Here is a 20776-nt window from a genome sequence, read left to right as displayed (position 1 = left end):
CCGATTTGATCCCTGGGAGCGTGAATATTGGCCGGCTTAGCGTCGATCGCGGACAAAAAATGGTTGAAATCGTTGGGTTTTATTGTTCCGCGACGCGCTTCGAACTGACCAGGGCGGTATAAACAAGCTCGGCGTGAATGATGATGACAAGGACGATAAGGGTCGTGGCTAACATCTTGTTCCCCCCTCAGGCTTGCCGGCCGAACGGGATCAGCGCGCGTACTTTCGGGTCGCGCAGGTAAAGCCCGCCCCACAGGATGATGCCGAGATAGACCCCGAACAGCGTGTGCGAGAAGAGCGGGTTGCCGATGCGTATATGCGTGGCGATGGCGCCGCCCATATAGCCGGTGAGCAGGATGGCGCCGAGCACGGAGGTGCGTGGCAGCGCATAAAGCGCCGTCGAGACCAGCCCGATGATACCGAGCAGACGCGCCGTGCCGACATCGGCCGGCCAGCCGATCTGCGTCATGGTTTCGGTTACGATCGCCAGCGGCGGCAGCTTGATGACGCCGTCGAAAATCATGAACAGGACGACGATGGCGCTAAGCACGCGCCCGGTCCACAAAGCGCCCCTCGAGGCAGACGCGGCTTCGGAAATGCTCATGGATACCCTCCGTTGGTTCAACGGCTGGCTCTCCGCCAGCTTCGAACCAAGGACGGGCAATCGCACCGCGATCCTACACGGCCGGAGTCATTTCGTTTGCGCTGCGGCACAACGCGCTGTTGACGTTTTCAAACGGGCTGTTGAGAAACATCGCGGAGCCACGCACATCCGGGAGGGAGACATGAGCGGCGAGACCGACCTGCAAAAGCTGCTGGCATCGATGACGCCGCATTTGTTTCCGGACATCTACGTCTTCGTGACCCTGTCGTCCGGCGCGTCTTTGCCGGACGGGCTGGAACCCGTCATGCGCTTCGGCGAACGCGAGGGCACGACGCTGATCTTGCCCGAAAACCAGGCGAAAGCGGCCGGTCTCGCCGGCACGTTCCGTTGCCGGATGATCACCCTCGACATCCACTCCTCGCTGGAAGCGATCGGCTTTCTTGCCGCGATCACCACTCGGTTGGCGACAGCCGGCATGGGCGTCAATCCGGTCTCGGCCTTCTATCACGACCATCTGTTCGTGCCGGCCGAAAGGGCGGAGGAGGCGTTAGGCTTGTTGCGGGATTTGGCCAAGGATAGTACCGGCTAAGTTTTGACAAAACTGCGTGAATTGCGTAATTTACGTGAAATACGTAAATTACGCGAAACTTGGAAAACCCACTATGCGTGAAGTACCGACGACAGAATTCACCCGCAATTTCGGCCGCTACCGGGAAATCGTGCAGCGTGAGCCGGTCGCAGTGATGAGCCATGGCCGGGCAACCGGCTATTTTGTTTCGGCTCTCGAGTATGAAGACCTGCAGCGCTACAAGAACTTGGCTCAGAAATCATTTGCGACCAAGAATCTGCAGCGTGAGGAGGTGGACGCTATCGCCAGCGGCCGCATGTCATCGGAGCACGACCATCTCAATGACCTGATGGACGCCAAATAAGGCATGCCGCTTCCCGATCCGCAGCTCGGACTCGTGATCTCTTACGCCTACCTGTGGCATCACGAGCACCAAGCCGGACAGGATGAAGGACGGAAGAACCGCCCTTGCGTTATCGTGCTGGCCATCGAGCGCAGCACCGAAGGCCCGGTGGTCACGGTTGTGCCCATCACACATATGCCGCCGGCGGACACTTCGCTGGCAATTGAGCTGCCGCCCGCTGTCAAACGCCATTTGGGTCTGGACGGCCAACGCTCCTGGGTGATGCTTCACGAAGGTAACCGCTTTGCATGGCCAGGCTACGATCTCCGTCCCCTGCCGCATTCAACCGATCGCTGCGATTACGGCTTCCTTCCACCACGGCTGTTCTCATTGATGGTCGAGCGCTTCAGGACTATTTGGCAAAGTGGCCGGGGAAACCAAGTGCCGCGCGACTGAACCCTCGTGTTCACGGCCTTCTAACGTAGAGAATGTCCGGCAGGCCTTCCTCATTGCTCGAGCCGTCGCCGAAGCTTTCGGCGCGAAAACCGTGGCGTTCGTAGAACCGGCGCGCGCCGCTGTTGATCTGGAAGCAATGCAGCTTGATGAACGGCATGCCGGCAGTGGCTTGGGTCAGCAGTCGGCTGCCGATGCCCCGGCCGGTCCAGGCCGGATCGAGATAGAGCTGCTCGACCCATTCGCCGCTGACGGCGATGAAACCGACGATCTGTCCACCGGCTTCGGCGACCGTCACCTGCTGGTTGGGTAACAGGATGTCGCGGATGAAGAACAAGTCTTCCTCCGGCGTGTGCAGGACCGGCATCCAGATCAGGGCGTTTAGCGAGGCGCGCATCATCTTGGCGATGGCGGCGGCGTCCGAGCCGATCGCTGGGCGCAGGGTGATTTCAAGAAAATTAGACATGCCGGCGCTGCCCCTCATCCGCCCTTCGGGCACCTTCTCCCCGTAAACAGGGGAGAAGGAAGAAGCATCCCGGCCGAAGGCCGAGCCTGCGACTGCAGGCCGCTGGTCGTCCGGCGCCCTCGCGGAGGGCCCGCCGCAGCAGCGGCGGAATAGCCCGTGAGCGCTAATTGAACAGCCGTCAGGCCGCCTTCTTCTTCGGCTGGATCAGGCCGCGCTCGACCAGGAGCTCGGCGATCTGGACGGCGTTGAGCGCCGCGCCCTTGCGCAGATTGTCGGAGACGACCCACATCGACAGGCCGTTGTCGACCGTCGAATCCTCGCGGATGCGCGAGATGAAGGTGGCGTCCTCGCCGGCCGATTCCAGCGGCGTGATGTAGCCGCCATCCTCGCGCTTATCGAGCACCTGGCATCCCGGCGCCTCGCGCAGGATGTCGCGCGCCTCGTCGGCGGTGATCGGCTTTTCGAACTCGATGTTGACGGCTTCGGAATGGCCGATGAACACCGGCACGCGCACGCAGGTCGCCGTCAGCTTGATCTTGGGGTCGAGCATCTTCTTGGTCTCGGCGACCATCTTCCACTCTTCCTTGGTGAAGCCGTCGTCGAGGAAGACGTCGATATGCGGGATGACGTTGAAGGCGATGCGCTTGGTGAATTTCTTGACCTCGACGCCGTCGGCGACGAACACCGCGCGGGTCTGCGTGAACAGCTCGTCCATGCCTTCCTTGCCGGCGCCGGATACCGATTGATACGTGGCGACGACGACACGCTTGATGGTGGCGAAATCATGCAGCGGCTTCAGCGCCACGACGAGCTGCGCGGTCGAGCAGTTCGGATTGGCGATGATGTTCTTGCGCGTAAACAGCGAGATCGCGTCCGGGTTCACTTCCGGCACGATCAGCGGCACGTCCTGGTCGTAGCGGAAGGCCGACGAATTATCGATGACGACGCAGCCCTGCTTGCCGATCTTGGGCGACCATTCCTTGGAGACGTTGCCGCCGGCCGACATGATGCAGATGTCGGTGTCGGAAAAATCATACTGGTCGAGCGTCCTGACCTTCAGCGTGCGGTCGCCGAACGACACTTCCGTGCCCTGGCTGCGCCGCGAGGCGAGCGCCACGACTTCGCTTACCGGAAAGCCGCGCTCTTCCAGTATGTTGAGCATTTCCCGGCCCACATTGCCCGTGGCGCCGACGACTGCAACCTTGAAACTCATCTGATATCTCCTGTCCCTCTCCGCTTGGTTTGTGGAGAAAACCCGCTGGCCTCATGCGAGTTTCGTCCCCCGGGCCGGACCCGGGAGAGGGTGGTTAGGCCAAGGGAATCACACCGTTTTGGTGGTGGTTTTGGCCGTAGTTTTATTGGAACGGACGGACGCGTCTGAGCGCCCGGCCCAATGCTTTACATTGTGGCTGGAGGCGTCGAATGCAATAAGAGCCATCAAAAGGCCGCGCATCGAAGACAATCCCGTTCGACGCGGCTTTTACGCGGTTTGGTAAAAGAGTCAATTGCGGCGGGGCGCGGCTCTTGCCCTGTACAACAGCGGCCGCAGGAAGTACGAACGCGCGAAATATCCTTTGGCTGGCTTGCGCCAGCCCGGCATGTGCTGCCCGATAAGCAAGCCCCGAATTCCGAAAGAAGACGATGTCCAGTTTCGAAACGATTGTTCCCGCGCTGGCAGAGGCGCTGGAAAAGCGCGGCTATGTCGCGCTGACGCCGGTGCAGAAGGCGGTGCTGGAGCTCGGCGCGGCCGACGCCCTGGTTTCGGCGCAGACCGGCTCCGGCAAGACCGTGGCCTTCGGCCTGGCGCTGGCGCCGACATTGCTCGAAGGCGCCGAGCGCTTTGGCCAGGCCGGCGCGCCGCTGGCATTGGCCGTGGCGCCGACGCGCGAGCTTGCCTTGCAGGTGACGCGCGAATTGCAATGGCTCTACGAAATGACCGGCGCGCAGATCGCCTCCTGCGTCGGCGGTATGGACATGCGCACCGAGCGGCGCGCGCTGGAGCGCGGCGCCCATATCGTCGTCGGCACGCCTGGACGTCTGCGCGACCACATCACGCGAAACTCGCTCGACATGTCGGCGCTGAAGGCCGTGGTGCTGGACGAGGCCGACGAAATGCTCGACCTGGGTTTTCGAGAGGATCTTGAGTTCATTCTCGACGCCGCGCCGACCGGGCGCCGCACGCTGATGTTTTCGGCAACCGTGCCGCGCTCGATCGCCACGCTGGCGCAAGGCTATCAACGCGATGCCGTGCGCATTTCGGCCGGCGGCGAGGAAAAGCAGCATCTCGACATCGAATACCGGGCGCTGAATGTCGCCCAGGCCGATCGCGAGAATGCCATCATCAATGTGCTGCGTTTTTACGAGGCCAAGAACGCGCTGGTGTTCTGCAACACGCGCGCCGCCGTCAATCATCTGACGGCGCGCTTCAACAACCGCAATTTCTCCGTCGTGGCGCTGTCGGGCGAGCTCAGCCAGAACGAGCGCAGCCATGCGCTGCAGGCGATGCGCGACGGCCGCGCCAAAGTCTGCATCGCAACCGACGTCGCGGCGCGCGGCATCGACCTGCCCAATCTCGAGCTGGTCATCCACGCCGATTTGCCGACCAACCCGGAAACGCTGCTGCATCGCAGCGGCCGCACCGGGCGTGCCGGGCGCAAAGGCGTCAGCGCGCTGATCGTGCCCGGCAGCGCCCGCCGCCGCACCGAACGGCTGCTGCAGAATGCCGGGCTGAAGGCGACATGGGCGAGCCCGCCCTCGGCCGACGATGTGCTGCGCCGCGACGACGAGCGCATCCTGGCCGATCCGGCTTTCGACGAGCCGGTGGCCGAGGACGAGCGCGGCTTCATCGAGGCGCTGCTGGCCAAACATGGCCCCGAACAGGTGGCGGCTGCTTTCGTGCGCCAGTGCCGCGCCAGCCGCTCGGCGCCTGAGGATCTGATGGAGGTCGCGGCGTTTTCGCCTTCGCGGGAAAGACCGGCGGGCGAAAAATTCGCGCACCGCGACGAGGCGCCGAGCCGCCGCGACGATTTCGGCGACAGCGTCTGGTTCTCGCTGTCGGTCGGCCGGCGGCAGAATGCCGAGCCGCGCTGGCTGATCCCTATGATGTGCCGCACCGGAAACATCTCCAAGCGCGAGATCGGCGCCATCAAGATGCAGCCGGAAGAAACCTTCGTGCAGATCGCGGCCGACTGGGCCGACCGGTTCCTGGCGGCGATCGGCCCCGACCGCAAATTGCAGGGCAACATCGCGGTGAAACGGCTGGACGGCACGCCGGACCTGTCGCGCGCCGGCTACCAGCCGCCGGCGCCGGACAAGAAGCCGCATCGCGGCAAGGCGCCGTTCGATCCGAATGCGCCAAAGCGCAAATTCGAGAACCGCCCCTCGGCAGCTGCCGACCAGCGCCCCAGCGCCGCGCATGAGGCAAAGCCGTGGGCGAAAAAGCCGGGCAAGCCGAAATTCGACAACAGCGGCCCGCCGAAGCACAAGAAAGCGAAGAAGCGCCCGTCCTGAGGCCTGAAGACGGCCTCCTTCGACTCATTGCCGGCGCTGCCGTCTCGGCGGTGCTGACACTTGGCCCTATAGGCGCGTTTGCTTTTGCCGACGCTCCCGCCGCCCTGCGTATCGACTAAACCGTCATAAGAACAATGAGTTGGCGCGGCTGGGCTCGCCAAAAGATTCCGCTTGCATTTTAATCCGCGCACAGATAGTCTGTGCGCAGATCAAATCATTGATCGGGCAAAGATGGAGCCGAGACAATGTGGACCAACGAATACACCGCAATTTCCTCCCTTCCCGCGCAAACCATCTGGAATGCGCTCAAGGCGTTGCATGAAGGCCGTCTCACCTATGAGGGGTCCGATACCTTCGTGCTGCATGGACCCTTCGCCAAGGGCACCCGCGTCTCGGTGACGCCGGTGGGCCAGGACACGTTCGAATCGACCATCGTCGACCTCGTCGACAACGTCACCTATGCCGACGAAACCTCGTTCGGTGACGCCAAGCTGCTGTTCCGGCATACGCTGGTGCCGGTCGAGGGCGGCACGCAGGTGACGCATCGTCTGGAGATTTCCGGCCCGTCGGCCGCCGAGGTCGGGCCCGAGCTCGGGCCGCAGATCAGTGGCGATTTCGATGTCTCGATGGCAAAATTGCTCGAGCGGGCAAAGGAGTTTGCGAACATTGGCTGAGACGCTGAACACCCGCTTCAAGCGCGGACCTTCGGAGAGCCCCGGATTGCTGTTGTGGCGAACCACCATGCGCTGGCAGCGCGTCATGACGGCGGCATTGGCGCCGCTCGACCTGACGCATGTTCAGTTCGTGCTGCTGGCCTCGGCGATGTGGCTCGGCCGCAATGGCGAGCCGCCCAACCAGGTGCAGCTCGCCGCCCAGGCCGGCACCGAGGTCAAGATGACCTCGGACGTCGTCGCCAGGCTCGAGGCGAAAGGGTTGATCGCGCGGGAGACCGATTCGCGCGATTCCCGCGCCAAGATGATCCGCATCACAGCCGCCGGGACGGCCGCGGCCCAGCGCGCCATCGTCGCCGTCGAGGCGGCGGACGCTGCTTTTTTCGAACCGGTCGATGAGGCGCAACTCGTCGGCCTGCTGCAGCAACTGGCGGGCGAGATCCGCTGAAACCGATTAACCCAGGAACTTGGCGATGATGGCGTCGCCCATCTCGGTGGTGCCGACTTCCTTCATGCCGGCGGAGAAGATGTCCTTGGTGCGCAGACCGTCGTCGAGCACCGCGGCGATCGCGCCTTCGAGCTTGTCGGCCTCGGCCACCATGCCGAAGGAGTAGCGCAGGCACATGGCGAAAGACGCGATCATGGCGATCGGATTGGCGATGCCCTGTCCAGCGATGTCGGGCGCCGAGCCATGCACCGGCTCATAGAGCGCCTTGCGCTTCTTGGTCTTCGCGTCCGGCGCGCCGAGCGAGGCGGACGGCAGCATGCCGATCGAGCCGGTCAGCATGGCGGCGATGTCGGAAAGCATGTCGCCGAACAGATTGTCGGTGACGATGACGTCGAACTGTTTCGGCCAGCGCACCAGCTGCATGCCGCCGGCATCGGCCAGCATATGGTCGAGCTTGACGTCTGAGTAGCGCGCCTTGTGCGTCTGGGTGACGACCTCGTTCCACAACACGCCCGACTTCATGACGTTGCGCTTTTCCATCGAGGTGACATGGTTCTTGCGGGTCCGCGCCAGCTCGAAGGCGACGCCCGAAATACGCTCGATCTCGAACGTGTCGTAGACCTGCGTGTCGATGCCGCGCTTCTGGCCGTTGCCGAGATCGATGATCTGCTTCGGCTCGCCGAAATAGACGCCGCCGGTGAGCTCGCGCACGATCAAGATGTCGAGCCCTTCGACCACGTCCTGCTTGAGCGAGGACGATGCCGCCAGCGCCGGATAGCAGATCGCGGGCCTAAGATTGGCGAACAGCTCCATGTCCTTGCGCAGCCGCAGCAGCCCAGCCTCGGGACGCACCTCGTAAGGCACCTTGTCCCATTTGGGCCCGCCGACGGCGCCGAACAGCACGGCATCGGCGGCCATCGCCTTGTCCATGTCGGCATCCGAGATCGCCGCGCCATGCGCGTCATAGGCGCAGCCGCCGACCAGCCCCTCATCGGTGGCAAAGCCGCTGCCAAGCTTGGCGTTCATGGCGGCGATCAGCTTCTTGACCTCGGCCATGGCCTCGGGGCCGATGCCGTCGCCGGCGAGCAGGAAGAGATGTTTCGAAGCCATGGAGAACCGTCCGGTGAGATTTGAACCGGCGTCTTGCTAAACGCCAAGCGCTTGGTGCGCAAGCCTTTCAAGTCTCACCGATGCGAGAGGATATTGACCAGCCTGCCGAACGGATCGCGCACATAGAAGCGCCGCACGCCCCAAGGCTCATCGGCCGGACCGTATTCGATGGCAAAGCCGGCCTTGCGCATGCCAGCAAGCGCCGCCTCGACATCGTCAACCTCGATCGACAGGTCCGGCACCGGCGTGCCAGAGCCGCCCTGGCTGGCGAAGCTCACCTGCACGGCCATCTCGTGGTCCGAGCCATAGGTGGCGATCCAGCCATGGTCCATCAGAAGATCGAGGCCGAGCACGTCATGGTAGAAGCGCTTCGCCGCGGCGATGTCGCTGGTCTCGATGTTGGCGATGATCCGGCGGACGGCCATGGCTTAAGCAGTTCGCCTGAGCGCAGTGACCTCGATCTCGATCTTCATTTCCGGCTTGTTGAGCTGGCAAACGATCATCGTCGCCGCCGGGCGGATGTCGCCGAAGGCCTCGCCGAGGATCGGGAACACCACGTCAACGAAGGCCTGGTCGGTGATGTAGTAATGCGCCCGCACCACATCGGCCATCTCGAAGCCGCCGTCGGCCAGCGCCTTGGCGATGGTGGCGAGGCAATTGCGCGTCTGTGCCTCGACCGTTTCCGGCATGGTCATGGTGGCATAGTCGTAACCGGTCGTTCCGGAGACGAAACACCAGTCGCCCTGCACCACCGCGCGGGAGTACCCGGCGGTTTTCTCGAAGGGTGAACCGGTGGAGATGAGCTTGCGCATGGGCGGCCTCTTTGGGTTTGTTTCGAGCACTCTGAAAGACATCCACGACCCAGTCGTGGGCCACAGAATGCGATGCTGGCGGGACAGCGCCCCCCTCTGCCCTGCCGGGCATCTCCCCCACAAGGGGGGAGATCAGATGTCGCGCAGGCTTTCGCCAATCACTAGCGTTACAGAATGAGCGCGGCGTCAAAACAGCCAATCTCCCCCCTTGTGGGGGAGATGTCCGGCAGGACAGAGGGGGGCGCGAAGGAACGCGGCCTGGCAGAAGTGGCTCAGGCTAATTCCCCGCCCCCTGCGCGTCGTCATAGGCTTTCTTGATATCGGCCGGCCAGTCCTTCACCGGCGGCCAGGCCTGCGGCTCGCCATTGTCGCCGCGGCGGGCGAAATAGACCGCGTGCTTGCTCGGGTCGACAGCCATGAAGCCGTCATTGCCACCGCAATCATGCGGCACGCAGCCGGTGGCGTAGAAAGCGCCGGATGCCGTCTTTTCGGTGCCGCCGCCGACCAGCAGGCTGGTCGCCATATCCGGCATGTCGTTGCCGAGCAGCGTCTGGCCGGCCTTATAGACGGCCTCGTTGTGGAAGGCGTCGATGATGTTGTCGTATTTCGACGGATCGACATCCTTCCAGTCGGTGCCGGGTTCGGGCGTGTAGGCAAGCTCACCCGAGGTCGTCAGTCCCTCCTTGGGCGACCATTGCAGTGCCGGCTTGGAATCGCCGGGCAGCAGATAGGGCACGAAATAGATGGCGTCTTCCGAGATGGCGGCCGGCGGCGCGCCGCATTCATCCTGCTCGACCGTCGTTGCCTGGATCTCGCCGCCTTGCGGCTTCCAGACGATCACCTTGGCCGGACCGCATTGATTGCCGCCATCGCCGACATCGACCAGCGCCACATTGACGTCGCCGATCTTGACGATCTTGTCGAAAAAGACGTCGTAGTTGCTGGCCAATTGCTTGCCGTCATAGGACAGCACCTTCTCGCCGTCCTGCTCCGGCTGCGTGATGGTGAGCTGGCCGCCCTCGAAGGCGATCGGTGCTTGGCCGTCATCGGCGGCCAGGGCCGCATTGGCGGTGCTCGACGGGTCGGCGCCGTTAGACGGATCCTCCGCCGGCACGAGCACCTTGTCGGTCTGCGCATGCGCGCCAGCCGCCGACATCAGAACCCACGCCAACGCGCAAGCGCCGGCCAGAAGCAAGCGTGTCATGACTGTCCCTCCATTCAGTCGCAACCACCCGTCCGCTGGCGGCCGGGCCTATCGTCTTAGAGCAATTCCAGGAAAAGTGTGTGCGGTTTTCCGTCCGGAATTGCGTAAAAACAAATAGTTGGAGCTTCAGGCGCTCAGGCCCACGGGCGCAGCTCTGCGTTCTTCTTCTCGAAAGACGCGATCTCGCCGGCCTTCTCCATGGTCAGGCCGATGTCGTCGAGGCCGTTGAGCAGGCAATGGCGCTTGAAGTCGTCGAGGTCGAAATTCACCACGCCGCCATCCGGGCCGCGGATTTCCTTGGCCTCGAGATCGACCGAAACCGTCGCATTCGAGCCGCGCGAGGCGTCGTCCATCAGCTTTTCCAGATCTTCCGGGCTGACGGTGATCGGCAGGATGCCGTTCTTGAAGCAGTTGTTGTAGAAAATGTCGGCGAACGAGGTCGAGATCACGCAGCGTATGCCGAAATCGAGCAGCGCCCACGGCGCGTGCTCGCGGCTCGAGCCGCAGCCGAAATTGTCGCCGGCGACCAGGATCTGCGCCTTGCGGTAGGCCGGCTTGTTGAGCACGAAATCCGGATTTTCCGAGCCGTCGTCGTTGTAGCGCATCTCGGCGAAAAGGCCGGTGCCAAGCCCGGTGCGCTTGATCGTCTTCAGATAATCCTTCGGGATGATCATGTCGGTGTCGACATTGATGATCGGCATGGGCGCGGCGACGCCGGTGAGCTTGGTGAACTTATCCATGGCTTTTGCCCGTCTTCTTTGGGTTGCGGGGGTGGCTTTCGCCCGGTTTACACAAAGGCGTGGGCAAATAAAAGGCGGCTGTTCCGGCTCGTGCTTGTGCCATCGCACACAAGATCGGCATCGGCCGCTTTCAAAACGCCAGGCGATCATGCACCCTTCCACCATGACATCGCCCTCAAAGATCCTTTATGCCAGCGAGCCTGACCTCGACGTCGCCGAATTCCGCCGCGTGCTGGTGGAGTCCACGCTGGGCGAGGTGCGTCCCGTCGATGACGCGGCGCGTTTGAGGACAATGCTTGCCAATGCCGATCTGGTGCTGACGGCGCGCCTCGACATCGAAGGCAAGCCGCTGATCGGCGTTGCCCGCGCCATCACCGATTTTGCCTGGGTCTGTTATATTTCGGACCTTGCCGTGTCCCAATCGGCGCGGGGGCTCGGCATCGGCAAGGGCCTGATGGACGCCGCGCGCCGCGCGCTTGGCCCGAACGTCGCCATCAGCCTGATTTCCATGCCGGACGCCGTCGGTTTCTATGAACGCATCGGCATGAAGCGGATGTCCGACGCCTTCTGGTTCGGTCGCAAAAGCTGACATTCCTTTCGTGACCGCATCGCACCCGTAGGCGGAGGCGAATATTTCACCGCTTGACATGCAACCAAACGGTTGCATATTAAAGCCATGAGCATGGATGCCGTCTTTCGCGCCCTGGCCGATCCGACCCGCCGGCAGTTGCTGGACAGCCTCCATGCCAGGAACGGGCAGACGCTGAATGCGCTGTGCGAACGGATGGACATGACGCGCCAGGCGGTGACCAAGCACCTGGCGATCCTCGAAGAGGCAAACCTCGTCACCACCATCCGCAAGGGCAGGGAGAAGGAGCACTACCTCAACCCCGTTCCGATCAACGAGATCGCCGAGCGCTGGATCGGCAAGTTCGAGCGAGGGCGGCTTGCCGCCCTCAGCGACCTGAAGCAACGTCTTGAAAGGGAAGAGCCGTGAGCGACAACAGCTTCGTCTATGTCACCTACATCCGCACCACGCCCGAAAAACTCTGGACGGCGCTGACCGATCCGGAATTCAACCGGCAATTCTTCCTCTGCTCCCATCAGGAGAGCGACTGGAAGGTGGGCTCCAGCTGGAAGCTGGTTTTCCCGGATGGCAGCACTGCCGATTCGGGCGAGATCCTGGAGATCGATCCGCCAAGACGCCTCGTCATCAAATGGCGCAACGAATGGCTGCCCGAGGTGAAGGAGGACGGTTACACGCGCTGCACCTTTGCCGTCGAGCAGGATGGCGAATTGACCAAACTCACCGTCATTCACGAAGCCGACGGCCCGCATAAGCTGATCGCGAACGTCGCCAAGGGTTGGCCGCTGGTGCTGGCGAGCCTCAAGAGCCTGATCGAGACCGGCAAGGGTTTCGAGCGCCCGCCATCAAAGGGATAACGTACACAACGCTTCGTTTCGAAAACGAAACAATTTTTTGGAGATAAGCCATGATGCTCTGGCATGCCTGGCCGCAGGCGATGGCGAATGGCGAAACCGCCATGGCCGCGGCCGAAATCCCCGCCGCGCCCGATCAGGTGCTCGCGGCGCTGGTCACCAGCGAGGTCGAGCGCTGGTGGGGCTCGGCCGACACCTACCGGATGACCGGCTGGACCGCCGATCTGCGCGTCGGCAGAAGCTGGAGCGTTGTCGTGCGGTCGGCTGACGGCAGGCACTTACCCGCCAGCGGAAAATTCCTTGAGATCGAGATACCGCGCCGGATCGTGCAGACGCGGCGCTATGACTGGGACCACCCGACGCTCGGCCGCCGCGAAACGACGGTCGCCTATCTGCTGGAACCAGCCGCCGGCGGCACGCGGCTTACCGTATGCCATGGCGGATTTGCCGGATTGACGGACGCCGCCGCCGAGCATGCCGACGGCTGGGCGCGCGTGCTGGGGTGGCTGCAGCGGTATTCTGGTGCGGAGACATAGAACAGACGGCCGCGATCCTTCGCCCCCCTCTCTGCCCTGCCGGGCATCTCCCCCTCAAGGGGGGAGATCAGATGTCACGCCGGCTTTCGCCAATCTCCGGCGTTGCAGGAAAAGCGCCGTCGCCGAAACTGCCGATCTCCCCCCTTGAGGGGGAGATGTCCGGCAGGACAGAGAGGGGGGCCTCGTACCAGCGTCCAAGAAAACCGCGAGCGACTCAGATCACGTTCAGCTCCCGGAACGCGCGGCCTTCCGCCACCCGCCCATACCCGAACGCGGAGCAATCAATCGTCCGGTAGCCGCCATGCATGACAAGCTCGGCGATCGACTTGCCGACCGCCGGCGCCTGCTGCAGGCCGTGGCCGGAAAAGCCGTTGGCGAAGAGGAAATTATCGACCTCCGGATGCGGTCCGATCACCGCGTTCTGGTCGAGCGTGTTGTAGTCGTAATGGCCGACCCAGGCGCGCGTCGGCTTGATCGCCTCGAAGGCCGGGACGCGGGTGGCGAGCACCGGCCAGATGACCTCCTCGAACAGCGGCCAGTTGACCTCGAAATCCTTCGGATCGGGCGCATGATCGCCCTCCTCCGGCTCGGCGCCGCCGGTGAGGTAGACCGACCCTTCCGGCCGCACATAAATGCCGGAGGGATCGACCAGCAGCGGCATGTCGGCGAATTTGTCGCGCGCCTCGAAGACGAAGACATTGCGCTTGCGCGGCTCGACCGGCAGCGCCAGCCCGGCGAAGGCCGCGACCTTGCCGGCATTCGGCCCGGCGGCGTTGACGACGATGCCGGCCTCCACCGTCTCGCCATTGTCGAGGGAAACACCGGTGACGCGGTTGCCCTGGCGCGCGATGCCGGTGACGGAGGCGGTGATGAAGTCGATCTTCTTGTCGCGCAGCGCCTTGCGGAACAACGTCAGCATCGCATGCGCGTCGAACCAGCCCTCGCCTGTCCGGCCATAGGCGCCGGCCGAAATTCCTTCGGTCGATAGCCAGGCGAAGCGCTTGGTGAGCTGGTCGGGGTTCTCCAGCAGAATATCGGCGCCTTCGGCGACCTGCGTCTCGTGATTGGCCTTGAGGATCGGCAGTCCGGCCTCGCCGGCGAGGATCAGATAGCCGCCCTCGCGAAAACCGATATCGGCGTCAGTGCCGAACGTTTCCTTCAGCCGCCGGAACAGCTTCAGCGTGAACTGCGACAGCCGGATGTTTTCAGGGATCGAGAATTGCTGGCGGATCGAGGCCAGCGACAAGGTCGTCGCCGCATGGGAGAATTGCGGATCGCGCTCGATCAGCGCGATGGTGCCGCCAAAACCCTCCTCGCGCAGGTAATAGGCGATCGAGGATCCGACGATGGCTCCGCCGATGATGACAATGTCGTAGCGCACGCTTTTGGGTCTCCGGCTCCAGAGCATGACCCCGAGGCTGGGCTCACTCTCAAATCAATGCAGGCAGGTTGATCTCGAAGCGCGTGCCGCGCTCGGAGTCAACCAGCCTGATCGTACCATCATGCGCTTTCAGGAGGGCCAGAACGATGCCGAGGCCCATGCCGGTGCCGCCGGTCTCGCGCCTTGTGGTGAAGAACGGCTCGAAGATTTTCGCGCGGTTGGCGGCCGAGATGCCGTCGCCGTCGTCGCCGACATGGATCGCCACCCTGTCGCCGGCGCCCGCCGCGCCGACCGTAACCAGCCTGGCGCCATGCCGGGCCGAATTGTCGATGAGGTTGGCAAGCACGATGCCGAGATTCTCGGCCGAAATGCCAAGGCCGATGTCGCCGCCGGCCTCCTTTTGAAGCTCCAGCCTGGTGTCGATCGGCAGCAAGGTAAGCGCCGCGTTGAGCGTCGTGCTTTCGCCGCTCGGCGCCAGGTTTTCGGCACGTGCCAGGTCGAGCAGCCGGCGCACCAGGAGATTGAGCCGGCCGGCGTCGGTGACGATGTTGTTGGAGAAGCGCCGCCGCTCGGCCTCGTCCATGGCGCCGCCGGAATCGCGCAGCAGCTCGGCCGCGCCCTGGATCGCCGTCAGCGGCGATTTCAATTCATGCGAGACATGGGTGGCGAAGGTCTGGATGCTGTCGGAGCGCGCCTGCAGCTTGGTCGCCATGTCGAGGAAGGCGGCCGACAGCTCCGCCATCTCGCGCGTGCCGTGATGGGCAAGCGGCCTGATCGCCTCGCGATCGCCGGCAGCGATGCGCTTGGTCCGCTCGATCAGCGCATAGATCGGCCGGCTGACCGTGCGGATGAACACCAGCCCGATCAGCAGCGTGCCGCCGACGATGGCGATCGCCGCCAGGGTCACCTTGCCGCGCTCGCCATAGAGATGCTTGACGATGTTGTTCGGCGTCCGCGACAGGTACACGACGCCGGCAACCCTGCCGTCGATCTCGATCGGCAGGGCGACGAAGACGCGCACCTTGGTGCCGCGGCTCACCGAATAGAGCGGCGGCGTCGGCTGGTCGGGGATGCGCAGCCTGAGCGCGCTGGCATAGGCGCCGGTCAATGCCGTGCGGACCTCCTCGACCGCGGCCAGGGTCTGGCCGACTTCGCCGCCGCCGGCAATCACCACGCCGTGCGGATCGAGCAGGCGGAAGCCGGCAAGCGTCGTCTTCTGCGTCTCGTCCAGGATAGGGTCGAGCCGGGCCCCGATGGCGGCGAAGGCCGGATCGGCGGCGGCGGGAAGCGCCGCCGGCCGCGACGGCAGGACAGAGTCGGAGGCGAGATCGAGCTGCGGCTCGATCGGCTCGTAGGGATAATTGTTGTCCCTTGAAGGATCGGCCGAGATCGGAGCCCCCAATTGTTCGGGCGCAATACCGGCGGTGCGCACGGCGTCGGCGTAAACGGCGGCAACCACCGCGCCTTGCGCGATCAGTTCGCCCTCGGTCTGGCGGATCAGCTGGTTTTCATAGAGCCGGAAGAAGAACAGCCCGACCAGCGGCAGCGCCATCACCACGATCAGGATGGCGACGACGATGGTGGCAAGCCGCGGCCGCCACCGCTCCTTGCTCAACCACCGCATCGGCCGAGCCGGAAACCAACGCCGTGCACGGTCTCGACCGCATCGAGGCAGCCGACCGCCGCCAGCTTGGCGCGGAGGTTGCGGATATGGCTGTCGACGGTGCGCTCGGAGACATGGATGTTGGAGGCATAGGCATTGGCCATCACCGCGTCGCGGCCGAGCACATGCAGCGGGCGCGCAAGAAAGCCTTTGAGGATGGCGAATTCGATCGCCGTGAGCACCAGCGGCTTATCGTCGAAACGCGCCGCGTGGCTGGCCGGGACAAGCATCAACTTGCCATGCGCGAATTGCTGGTCGTCTTCTTCCGCCACCGGCGCCGGACGCGCGCGGCGCAGGATGACGTTGACGCGCGCGACCAGCTCGCGCGGGCTGAACGGCTTGGTCACATAGTCGTCGCCGCCCATTTCGAGCCCGAGGATACGGTCGATCTCCTCATCGCGCGCCGACAGGAACAGCACCGGCACGTCGGATTTCTGCCGCAGGCGCCGGCAGACCTCCAGCCCGTCCATCTCCGGCATGCCGATGTCGAGCACGATGAGATCGGGCGCGCGGCGTTCGACCGCCTGCAGCGCGGCGGCGCCGTCGGCCACGGCGGCCGTCTTCATGCCGGCCTTTTCCAGCGCGAAGCAGATGATCTCGCGGATATGCGGGTCGTCGTCGGCGACGAGGATGTTGTGCGGCATCGATCAATGGCCCGGCGCGTAAGGTTGGTTGACGGCAGGATTAGCAGGCAGGCCGCGCTTGTCGAGAGTGCGCAGCAGTCGCCAATCGCGAAAGCTCCAGGCGCGCCAGCGGTTCAGGGTCGCGCGATACCAACTTTCGCTCCCGCGTCGCGTCGCCGCAAGATCCTGAAGCTCTATATCGCCGGTAACGGACGACCTGCGGTGGTCGAGATAGCGATCGAGCGCAGGAAATCCGCTCGGCCCGAGGTCTTGCAGGTAAAGGGTGTCGAGAGGAACACCTTTTCCCGTCATTTCAAGCGAATGGTCGACATTGAAGTTGGCAATCAGCGCTGCGAAGTTGACGAAACAACAGGCATAAAGCGTCGTCGATAACGTCAGAAGATTGGCCGAAAGCAGCCATTCGCTGGATTTCCGCAGCGCGATTCGGGCGACGATAAGCGCCAGCCCCGCCGCCACCAGTCCCATCCAGATGAAGGTGGCAATGCGCAGATAGGTCAGCGCATAGATCCCCACATAGAGGTCGAGCCGCAGCATCGAGGAGACGACCAGCACGATGTTCTGCGCCACCCAGAGATAGACCAGACGGCGGATGAGCGGATCGGCCGATGTCTCGCTGCCGGGTTTCAGCGCCGCCAGCACGAAGCCGGCGGCAAGCAGGGCGGTGACGATCAGCGGATAGGCGCCGCGGTGCGCATAGGCGGCATAGGTCAGCCCATCGGGCAGGGCGACACCGCCCCAGAGATAGGTGGCGTCGAGCGCGGTCTGCAGCGCAAACAGCGCGTTGAAGACGATCAGCGCGCGCAGGATCGCGGCCTTGCCGAAGAGAATATCTTCCGCGGCGGTTTTTGCCGGCCGGGCAACAGGCGCGGCAGGCAGGAGGCGCCTGAGCCGGGAGACGAAGCGTGGCAGGCGAGGGCGCAGGAAGGCCCAGATGCCGGCTAGGAAAAGCAGCCAGAAGACAAGCCGCGCGACTTCGATTTTTTCGAGCAGCGCATTGAGGTCGATCAGCGACAGCCAATGGTCGATGATCGGATTGGCGGCGCCGAACAAAGCGAGGAAGACGACGCCAAGCGTCAGCGGCATCACCCAGACGACAATTGCCGCGAGCCGGAACCGCCGCTGTCCGAGTTCTCGCGCGGCCTTGCGCCAGCGAAAGAAGTCGCGCCCGAAGCGGAAGGGCGCTGCCAGCAGGAACAGGAAAAGCTGGTTGGCGATGCGCGCCAGCCCGGCGCGCAACCGCCCGGCGATCGACAAGGCGAACACGGCCAGCGCCACGATCGCGACCAGCACCGAAAGAAGGCTGACATTTTCGATCAATGGCAGCAGCGCGGCAAACAGCGCCGCCGGCTTGAACCAGACCCGCGCATCGCTGAGCGCAGCCGGATGCATGGCGACGACGGCGGCGGCAAGCACGACAGCAAAAATGAAGGCGGTGATGCCGACGGGCTGGCCGTAGAAAAGGAAATCGGCCAGCGCCGCCAGCAGAACGCTGGCGCCGGCGCGGCGGCAATAGCTTGGAGCAAGCGATGTCTTCATCGTCGGCATCGGCATGGTCATCGTCGTCATCGCTGCGACCTCCTGGCTGTTGCCATGCCAGCACCACGTGCCGGCCGCGATCTGGGAGCGAAAGGCAGCACCGTCGCTGTGAAGCGCTGTCTCTGCGGCCCGGCGAGCCACCAGCCTTCGTTGCGCAGCCGGCGCGGCAGGGACCAGCGGGGTTTGCGATGTGTTTCCATGCCGACGGTTTCGCCGGCTGGCGCGGTAAGGTCAGGGCGAAATCCCGGAGCTTTTCAGCAAGGGTTTGCAGATTTGGTGCAGAGCAAATCGCTCGAGGTTGGCGCTGCCCCTCATCTGGCTGCCGCCATCTTCTCCCCGTGAACGGGGAGCTGTCATTGCCGATTTCGCCAATCGTCAACGTTGCAAGGTGGCCACCGAGGTCGCGGCCAGCCCTTTCGCCCCGTTTACGGGGAGAAATGCCCGGCAGGGCAATGAGGGGCGGCGCCGACGTTGACGATATGCAGTGATACTCGCAAGGCCAGGATTGCTGGTGCAGCGAGCTTGCCTTGCCAAGTGGCAGGCGGCATAGATCGCCCATGACCGACCCTTACCGCCCGCGCCGCTCGGTGCTTTACGTGCCGGCCGCCAATGACAAGGCGCTCGCCAAGATCGCCACCTTGGCCTGCGATGCCGTCATCATCGACCTTGAGGACGGCATCTTGCCCGCCGACAAGGCGGCCGCCCGAGACAAACTCGCCGGCATCCTCGCCACGCGGCCGAAACGGCGCTGCGAGATGCTGGTGCGCATCAACCCTTTGGCCAGCGAATGGGGCGCCGACGACCTTCTCGCCGCGAGCAAGGCCGAGGCCGACGGCATCCTTCTGCCCAAGATCGGCACGCCGCGCGACATCCTCGAAGCCGGCGACCTGCTCGACGACAATTTCGCGCCGGACAGCGTGAAACTATGGGCGATGATCGAGACGCCCAAGGCGCTGCTCAACATCGGCGCGATCGCTGAACTCGGTCGCGATCCGGCTTCTCGGCTCGCTTGTTTCGTTGCCGGAACGAATGACCTGGCAAAGGCCACCGGCACGCTTGTCACGCCCGACCGCCGCTATCTCATGCCCTGGCTGATGCAGCTGGTGCTCGCCGCGCGGGCCGGCGGCCTCCACGTGATCGACGGCGTCGCCAATGATTTTCGCGACCTCGACGCCTTTGCCCGCGAATGCGCCGAGGGTGCCGCCATGGGTTTCGACGGCAAGTCGGTGATCCACCCCAATCAGATCGAGCCGGCGAACCGCGCCTTTTCGCCGTCGCCGGAAGCAATCACCGCCGCCCGCACTATTACGGATGCGTTCGCGCGGCCCGAAAATGTCGGCAAGGGCGTGATCGCGATGGACGGCCGCATGGTCGAGCGGCTGCATCTGTCCGAGGCCGAGAAACTTCTGGCGAAGGCCGCAATCATCGGCGCATGATGGGCCGGGCGGCAAGACGATTTCCGGGACTGTGAGCGATCCGCTCACGCCCATGACAGGATGGAAAGATGAAACTCTACCGCTTCCTCACCGGGCCCGACGACGCCACCTTCTGCCACAAGGTGACCGCGGCGCTGAACAAGGGCTGGCACCTGTTCGGCTCGCCGACCTATGGTTTCGATCAGGAAACCAGGTCGATGCGCTGCGGCCAGGCCGTGGTGAAGGATGTCGAAGGCCAGGAATACGGCCCGGATACCAAGCTCAGCGACTGGTAGAGGCTGGGTGCTGCCAGGTCTGCGCCAGTCCCCCCTCTCTGCCCTGCCGGGCATCTCCCCCTCAAGGGGGGAGATCAGCAGCTCGTTCGCTGGCGCAAATCCTGCAAAGTTGGCGATTGGCGAAACCCTAAATGCCAGCTGATCTCCCCCCTTGAGGGGGAGATGGCCGGCAGGCCAGAGAGGGGGGCCTGGGTGCCGACCTGGATGGCGTGCTCAGCTTGCCGCCGCCTGCTCCGCCGCTTCCTCGATCCGCTCCATGTCGTCGTCCGACAGGCCGAAATGGTGGCCGATCTCGTGGATCAGCACATGAGTGACGATGTCGCCCAGCGTCTCCTCGTTCTCGGCCCAGTAGTCGAGTATGGCGCGGCGGTAGAGCGTGACGCGGTTCGGGCCCTCGCCGGTCTGCGGGTTCCAGCGTTCGGCGATGCCGCGCCCCTCGAACAGGCCGAGCAGGTCGAACGGCGTCTCCAGCGACAGGTCGTCCATGATCTCGTCGGTCGGGAAATCGGCGATCAGGATGACGATCTCGCCGGTGAGCTTGCGGAATTCTTCCGGCAGATGGGCATAGGTCTCCAGCGCCAGAAACTCCAGCTCGTCGATCGACGGTGAGAGCTGGTCGTGCCAGGTGCGTGTCTTGTAGATGCGGGCCATAAAATTTCCTTTGATCCCGGCATATAGGCTTTCGCGCGGGTCGAGGCAAATGAGCGGGGTCCGAATCCAAGTGAATCGGCTAAGGCTCGGTTCCGGCCATGAATTGGGAGTTTCTCATGCCGGAGCTTTCCACACTTGGACTTTTCACCATCGCCTGCCTCGCTTTGGCCGGACATGCTTTGATCGCCTCGCGCAACGCCGGCCAGGGCGTGCGGCGGGGCTTTGCGACCTATCTGAAGAAGCAGGGGCAACCCCAAGGAATAAATTCCTTCTGACTCCGCTTGA

26 protein-coding genes are annotated in these 20776 nt (G+C 63.8%); 13 read left to right on the top strand and 13 right to left on the bottom strand.

The genetic code is table 11. The annotated features are described in order from the left end of the window. Positions 1–187: 187 nt before the first annotated feature. The gene (locus tag AB6802_RS17915) at positions 188–604 is read right to left on the bottom strand and encodes a DoxX family protein (protein WP_371011490.1); all 417 of its coding nucleotides are present in this window, start codon (positions 602–604) and stop codon (positions 188–190) included. A gap of 181 nt (positions 605–785) precedes the next feature. Between AB6802_RS17915 and AB6802_RS17910 the strand changes: the two genes are divergently transcribed. The 3 genes from AB6802_RS17910 to AB6802_RS17900 all read left to right on the top strand — a co-directional run bounded on the left by AB6802_RS17910 (position 786) and on the right by AB6802_RS17900 (position 1971). After that, positions 786–1193, top strand: coding sequence for an ACT domain-containing protein (locus AB6802_RS17910; RefSeq protein ID WP_371011489.1), 408 nt, complete (start codon positions 786–788; stop codon positions 1191–1193). A 73-nt stretch (positions 1194–1266) separates the two neighbouring features. Further along, a complete protein-coding gene (locus AB6802_RS17905; RefSeq protein WP_371011488.1) occupies positions 1267–1536 on the top strand; it encodes a type II toxin-antitoxin system Phd/YefM family antitoxin in 270 nt (89 codons plus the stop codon). Positions 1537–1539: 3 nt separating this feature from the next. Next, positions 1540–1971 (top strand): type II toxin-antitoxin system PemK/MazF family toxin, encoded by a 432-nt coding sequence (locus tag AB6802_RS17900; protein ID WP_371011486.1) that lies wholly within the window; start codon positions 1540–1542, stop codon positions 1969–1971. Positions 1972–1981: 10 nt separating this feature from the next. Here AB6802_RS17900 and AB6802_RS17895 read toward each other — a convergent pair whose 3' ends face one another. Together AB6802_RS17895 and AB6802_RS17890 are read right to left on the bottom strand one after the other, a co-directional pair. After that, complete coding sequence (locus AB6802_RS17895; protein ID WP_371011485.1) at positions 1982–2434, bottom strand: N-acetyltransferase family protein; 453 nt, start codon at positions 2432–2434, stop codon at positions 1982–1984. Between the two features lie 178 nt (positions 2435–2612). Further along, complete coding sequence (locus tag AB6802_RS17890; protein WP_371011484.1) at positions 2613–3647, bottom strand: aspartate-semialdehyde dehydrogenase; 1035 nt, start codon at positions 3645–3647, stop codon at positions 2613–2615. Positions 3648–4075: 428 nt separating this feature from the next. Between AB6802_RS17890 and AB6802_RS17885 the strand changes: the two genes are divergently transcribed. From AB6802_RS17885 to AB6802_RS17875, 3 genes are all read left to right on the top strand, one after another. Next, a complete protein-coding gene (locus tag AB6802_RS17885) occupies positions 4076–5944 on the top strand; it encodes a DEAD/DEAH box helicase (RefSeq protein WP_371011483.1) in 1869 nt (622 codons plus the stop codon). Positions 5945–6189: 245 nt separating this feature from the next. Beyond that, positions 6190–6618: a polyketide cyclase gene (locus AB6802_RS17880; RefSeq protein ID WP_371011482.1), complete on the top strand. Its 429-nt coding sequence runs from the start codon at positions 6190–6192 to the stop codon at positions 6616–6618. Further along, positions 6611–7063 (top strand): MarR family winged helix-turn-helix transcriptional regulator, encoded by a 453-nt coding sequence (locus tag AB6802_RS17875; protein WP_371011481.1) that lies wholly within the window; start codon positions 6611–6613, stop codon positions 7061–7063. The genes AB6802_RS17880 and AB6802_RS17875 overlap by 8 nt, the downstream gene beginning before the upstream one ends. Positions 7064–7069: 6 nt before the next feature. On the opposite strand, the gene leuB is transcribed toward AB6802_RS17875, so the two are convergent. From leuB to leuD, 5 genes are all read right to left on the bottom strand, one after another. After that, positions 7070–8173 carry a 3-isopropylmalate dehydrogenase gene (leuB, locus tag AB6802_RS17870; protein ID WP_371011480.1) on the bottom strand — a complete coding sequence of 368 codons (1104 nt, stop codon included), beginning with the start codon at positions 8171–8173 and terminating at the stop codon, positions 7070–7072. A 74-nt stretch (positions 8174–8247) separates the two neighbouring features. Next, positions 8248–8598 (bottom strand): VOC family protein, encoded by a 351-nt coding sequence (locus AB6802_RS17865; protein WP_371011479.1) that lies wholly within the window; start codon positions 8596–8598, stop codon positions 8248–8250. Between the two features lie 3 nt (positions 8599–8601). Further along, complete coding sequence (locus AB6802_RS17860) at positions 8602–8985, bottom strand: RidA family protein (protein ID WP_371011478.1); 384 nt, start codon at positions 8983–8985, stop codon at positions 8602–8604. A gap of 277 nt (positions 8986–9262) precedes the next feature. After that, the gene (locus AB6802_RS17855) at positions 9263–10189 is read right to left on the bottom strand and encodes a hypothetical protein (protein ID WP_371011477.1); all 927 of its coding nucleotides are present in this window, start codon (positions 10187–10189) and stop codon (positions 9263–9265) included. Between the two features lie 134 nt (positions 10190–10323). After that, entirely contained in the window at positions 10324–10929 is a 606-nt protein-coding gene (gene leuD / locus AB6802_RS17850) for a 3-isopropylmalate dehydratase small subunit (protein ID WP_371011476.1), read from the bottom strand. 163 nt (positions 10930–11092) lie between these two features. Here leuD and AB6802_RS17845 point away from each other — a divergent pair, with 163 nt between their 5' ends. The 4 genes from AB6802_RS17845 to AB6802_RS17830 all read left to right on the top strand — a co-directional run bounded on the left by AB6802_RS17845 (position 11093) and on the right by AB6802_RS17830 (position 12905). Beyond that, positions 11093–11518 carry a GNAT family N-acetyltransferase gene (locus AB6802_RS17845; RefSeq protein ID WP_371011475.1) on the top strand — a complete coding sequence of 142 codons (426 nt, stop codon included), beginning with the start codon at positions 11093–11095 and terminating at the stop codon, positions 11516–11518. 93 nt (positions 11519–11611) lie between these two features. Next, positions 11612–11926, top strand: coding sequence for an ArsR/SmtB family transcription factor (locus AB6802_RS17840; RefSeq protein ID WP_371011668.1), 315 nt, complete (start codon positions 11612–11614; stop codon positions 11924–11926). Next, positions 11923–12372 carry an SRPBCC family protein gene (locus AB6802_RS17835; RefSeq protein ID WP_371011474.1) on the top strand — a complete coding sequence of 150 codons (450 nt, stop codon included), beginning with the start codon at positions 11923–11925 and terminating at the stop codon, positions 12370–12372. The genes AB6802_RS17840 and AB6802_RS17835 overlap by 4 nt, the downstream gene beginning before the upstream one ends. A 50-nt stretch (positions 12373–12422) precedes the next feature. Further along, a complete protein-coding gene (locus AB6802_RS17830; protein WP_371011473.1) occupies positions 12423–12905 on the top strand; it encodes an SRPBCC domain-containing protein in 483 nt (160 codons plus the stop codon). A 214-nt stretch (positions 12906–13119) separates the two neighbouring features. Here the strand turns inward: AB6802_RS17830 and AB6802_RS17825 are convergent, their stop codons facing one another. From AB6802_RS17825 to AB6802_RS17810, 4 genes are read right to left on the bottom strand one after another with little or no spacing between them, the layout of a single operon-like run. Next, on the bottom strand, positions 13120–14286 hold the full coding sequence (locus tag AB6802_RS17825) for an NAD(P)/FAD-dependent oxidoreductase (protein WP_371011472.1): 1167 nt from the start codon (positions 14284–14286) through the stop codon (positions 13120–13122). 49 nt (positions 14287–14335) lie between these two features. Further along, positions 14336–15838 carry an ATP-binding protein gene (locus AB6802_RS17820; RefSeq protein ID WP_371011667.1) on the bottom strand — a complete coding sequence of 501 codons (1503 nt, stop codon included), beginning with the start codon at positions 15836–15838 and terminating at the stop codon, positions 14336–14338. 59 nt (positions 15839–15897) lie between these two features. Continuing rightward, positions 15898–16593 carry a response regulator gene (locus AB6802_RS17815; protein WP_371011471.1) on the bottom strand — a complete coding sequence of 232 codons (696 nt, stop codon included), beginning with the start codon at positions 16591–16593 and terminating at the stop codon, positions 15898–15900. Positions 16594–16596: 3 nt separating this feature from the next. Continuing rightward, positions 16597–18129, bottom strand: coding sequence for a DUF4173 domain-containing protein (locus AB6802_RS17810; protein WP_371011666.1), 1533 nt, complete (start codon positions 18127–18129; stop codon positions 16597–16599). A gap of 557 nt (positions 18130–18686) precedes the next feature. Between AB6802_RS17810 and AB6802_RS17805 the strand changes: the two genes are divergently transcribed. Together AB6802_RS17805 and AB6802_RS17800 are read left to right on the top strand one after the other, a co-directional pair. Beyond that, positions 18687–19565 (top strand): CoA ester lyase, encoded by an 879-nt coding sequence (locus AB6802_RS17805; RefSeq protein WP_371011470.1) that lies wholly within the window; start codon positions 18687–18689, stop codon positions 19563–19565. A 68-nt stretch (positions 19566–19633) separates the two neighbouring features. After that, on the top strand, positions 19634–19840 hold the full coding sequence (locus AB6802_RS17800) for a DUF1737 domain-containing protein (RefSeq protein WP_371011469.1): 207 nt from the start codon (positions 19634–19636) through the stop codon (positions 19838–19840). A 213-nt stretch (positions 19841–20053) separates the two neighbouring features. Here the strand turns inward: AB6802_RS17800 and AB6802_RS17795 are convergent, their stop codons facing one another. Continuing rightward, the gene (locus AB6802_RS17795; RefSeq protein WP_371011468.1) at positions 20054–20491 is read right to left on the bottom strand and encodes a metallopeptidase family protein; all 438 of its coding nucleotides are present in this window, start codon (positions 20489–20491) and stop codon (positions 20054–20056) included. A 116-nt stretch (positions 20492–20607) separates the two neighbouring features. Here AB6802_RS17795 and AB6802_RS17790 point away from each other — a divergent pair, with 116 nt between their 5' ends. Then, positions 20608–20766: a hypothetical protein gene (locus tag AB6802_RS17790; RefSeq protein WP_371011467.1), complete on the top strand. Its 159-nt coding sequence runs from the start codon at positions 20608–20610 to the stop codon at positions 20764–20766. Positions 20767–20776 lie beyond the last annotated feature (10 nt).

It is taken from the genome of Mesorhizobium sp. RCC_202, from assembly GCF_041355295.1.
Lineage (GTDB): Bacteria > Pseudomonadota > Alphaproteobacteria > Rhizobiales > Rhizobiaceae > Mesorhizobium.
The sequence above is the reverse complement of the archived record's forward strand: the minus strand, read 5'-3'. Positions and strand labels throughout refer to the sequence as shown.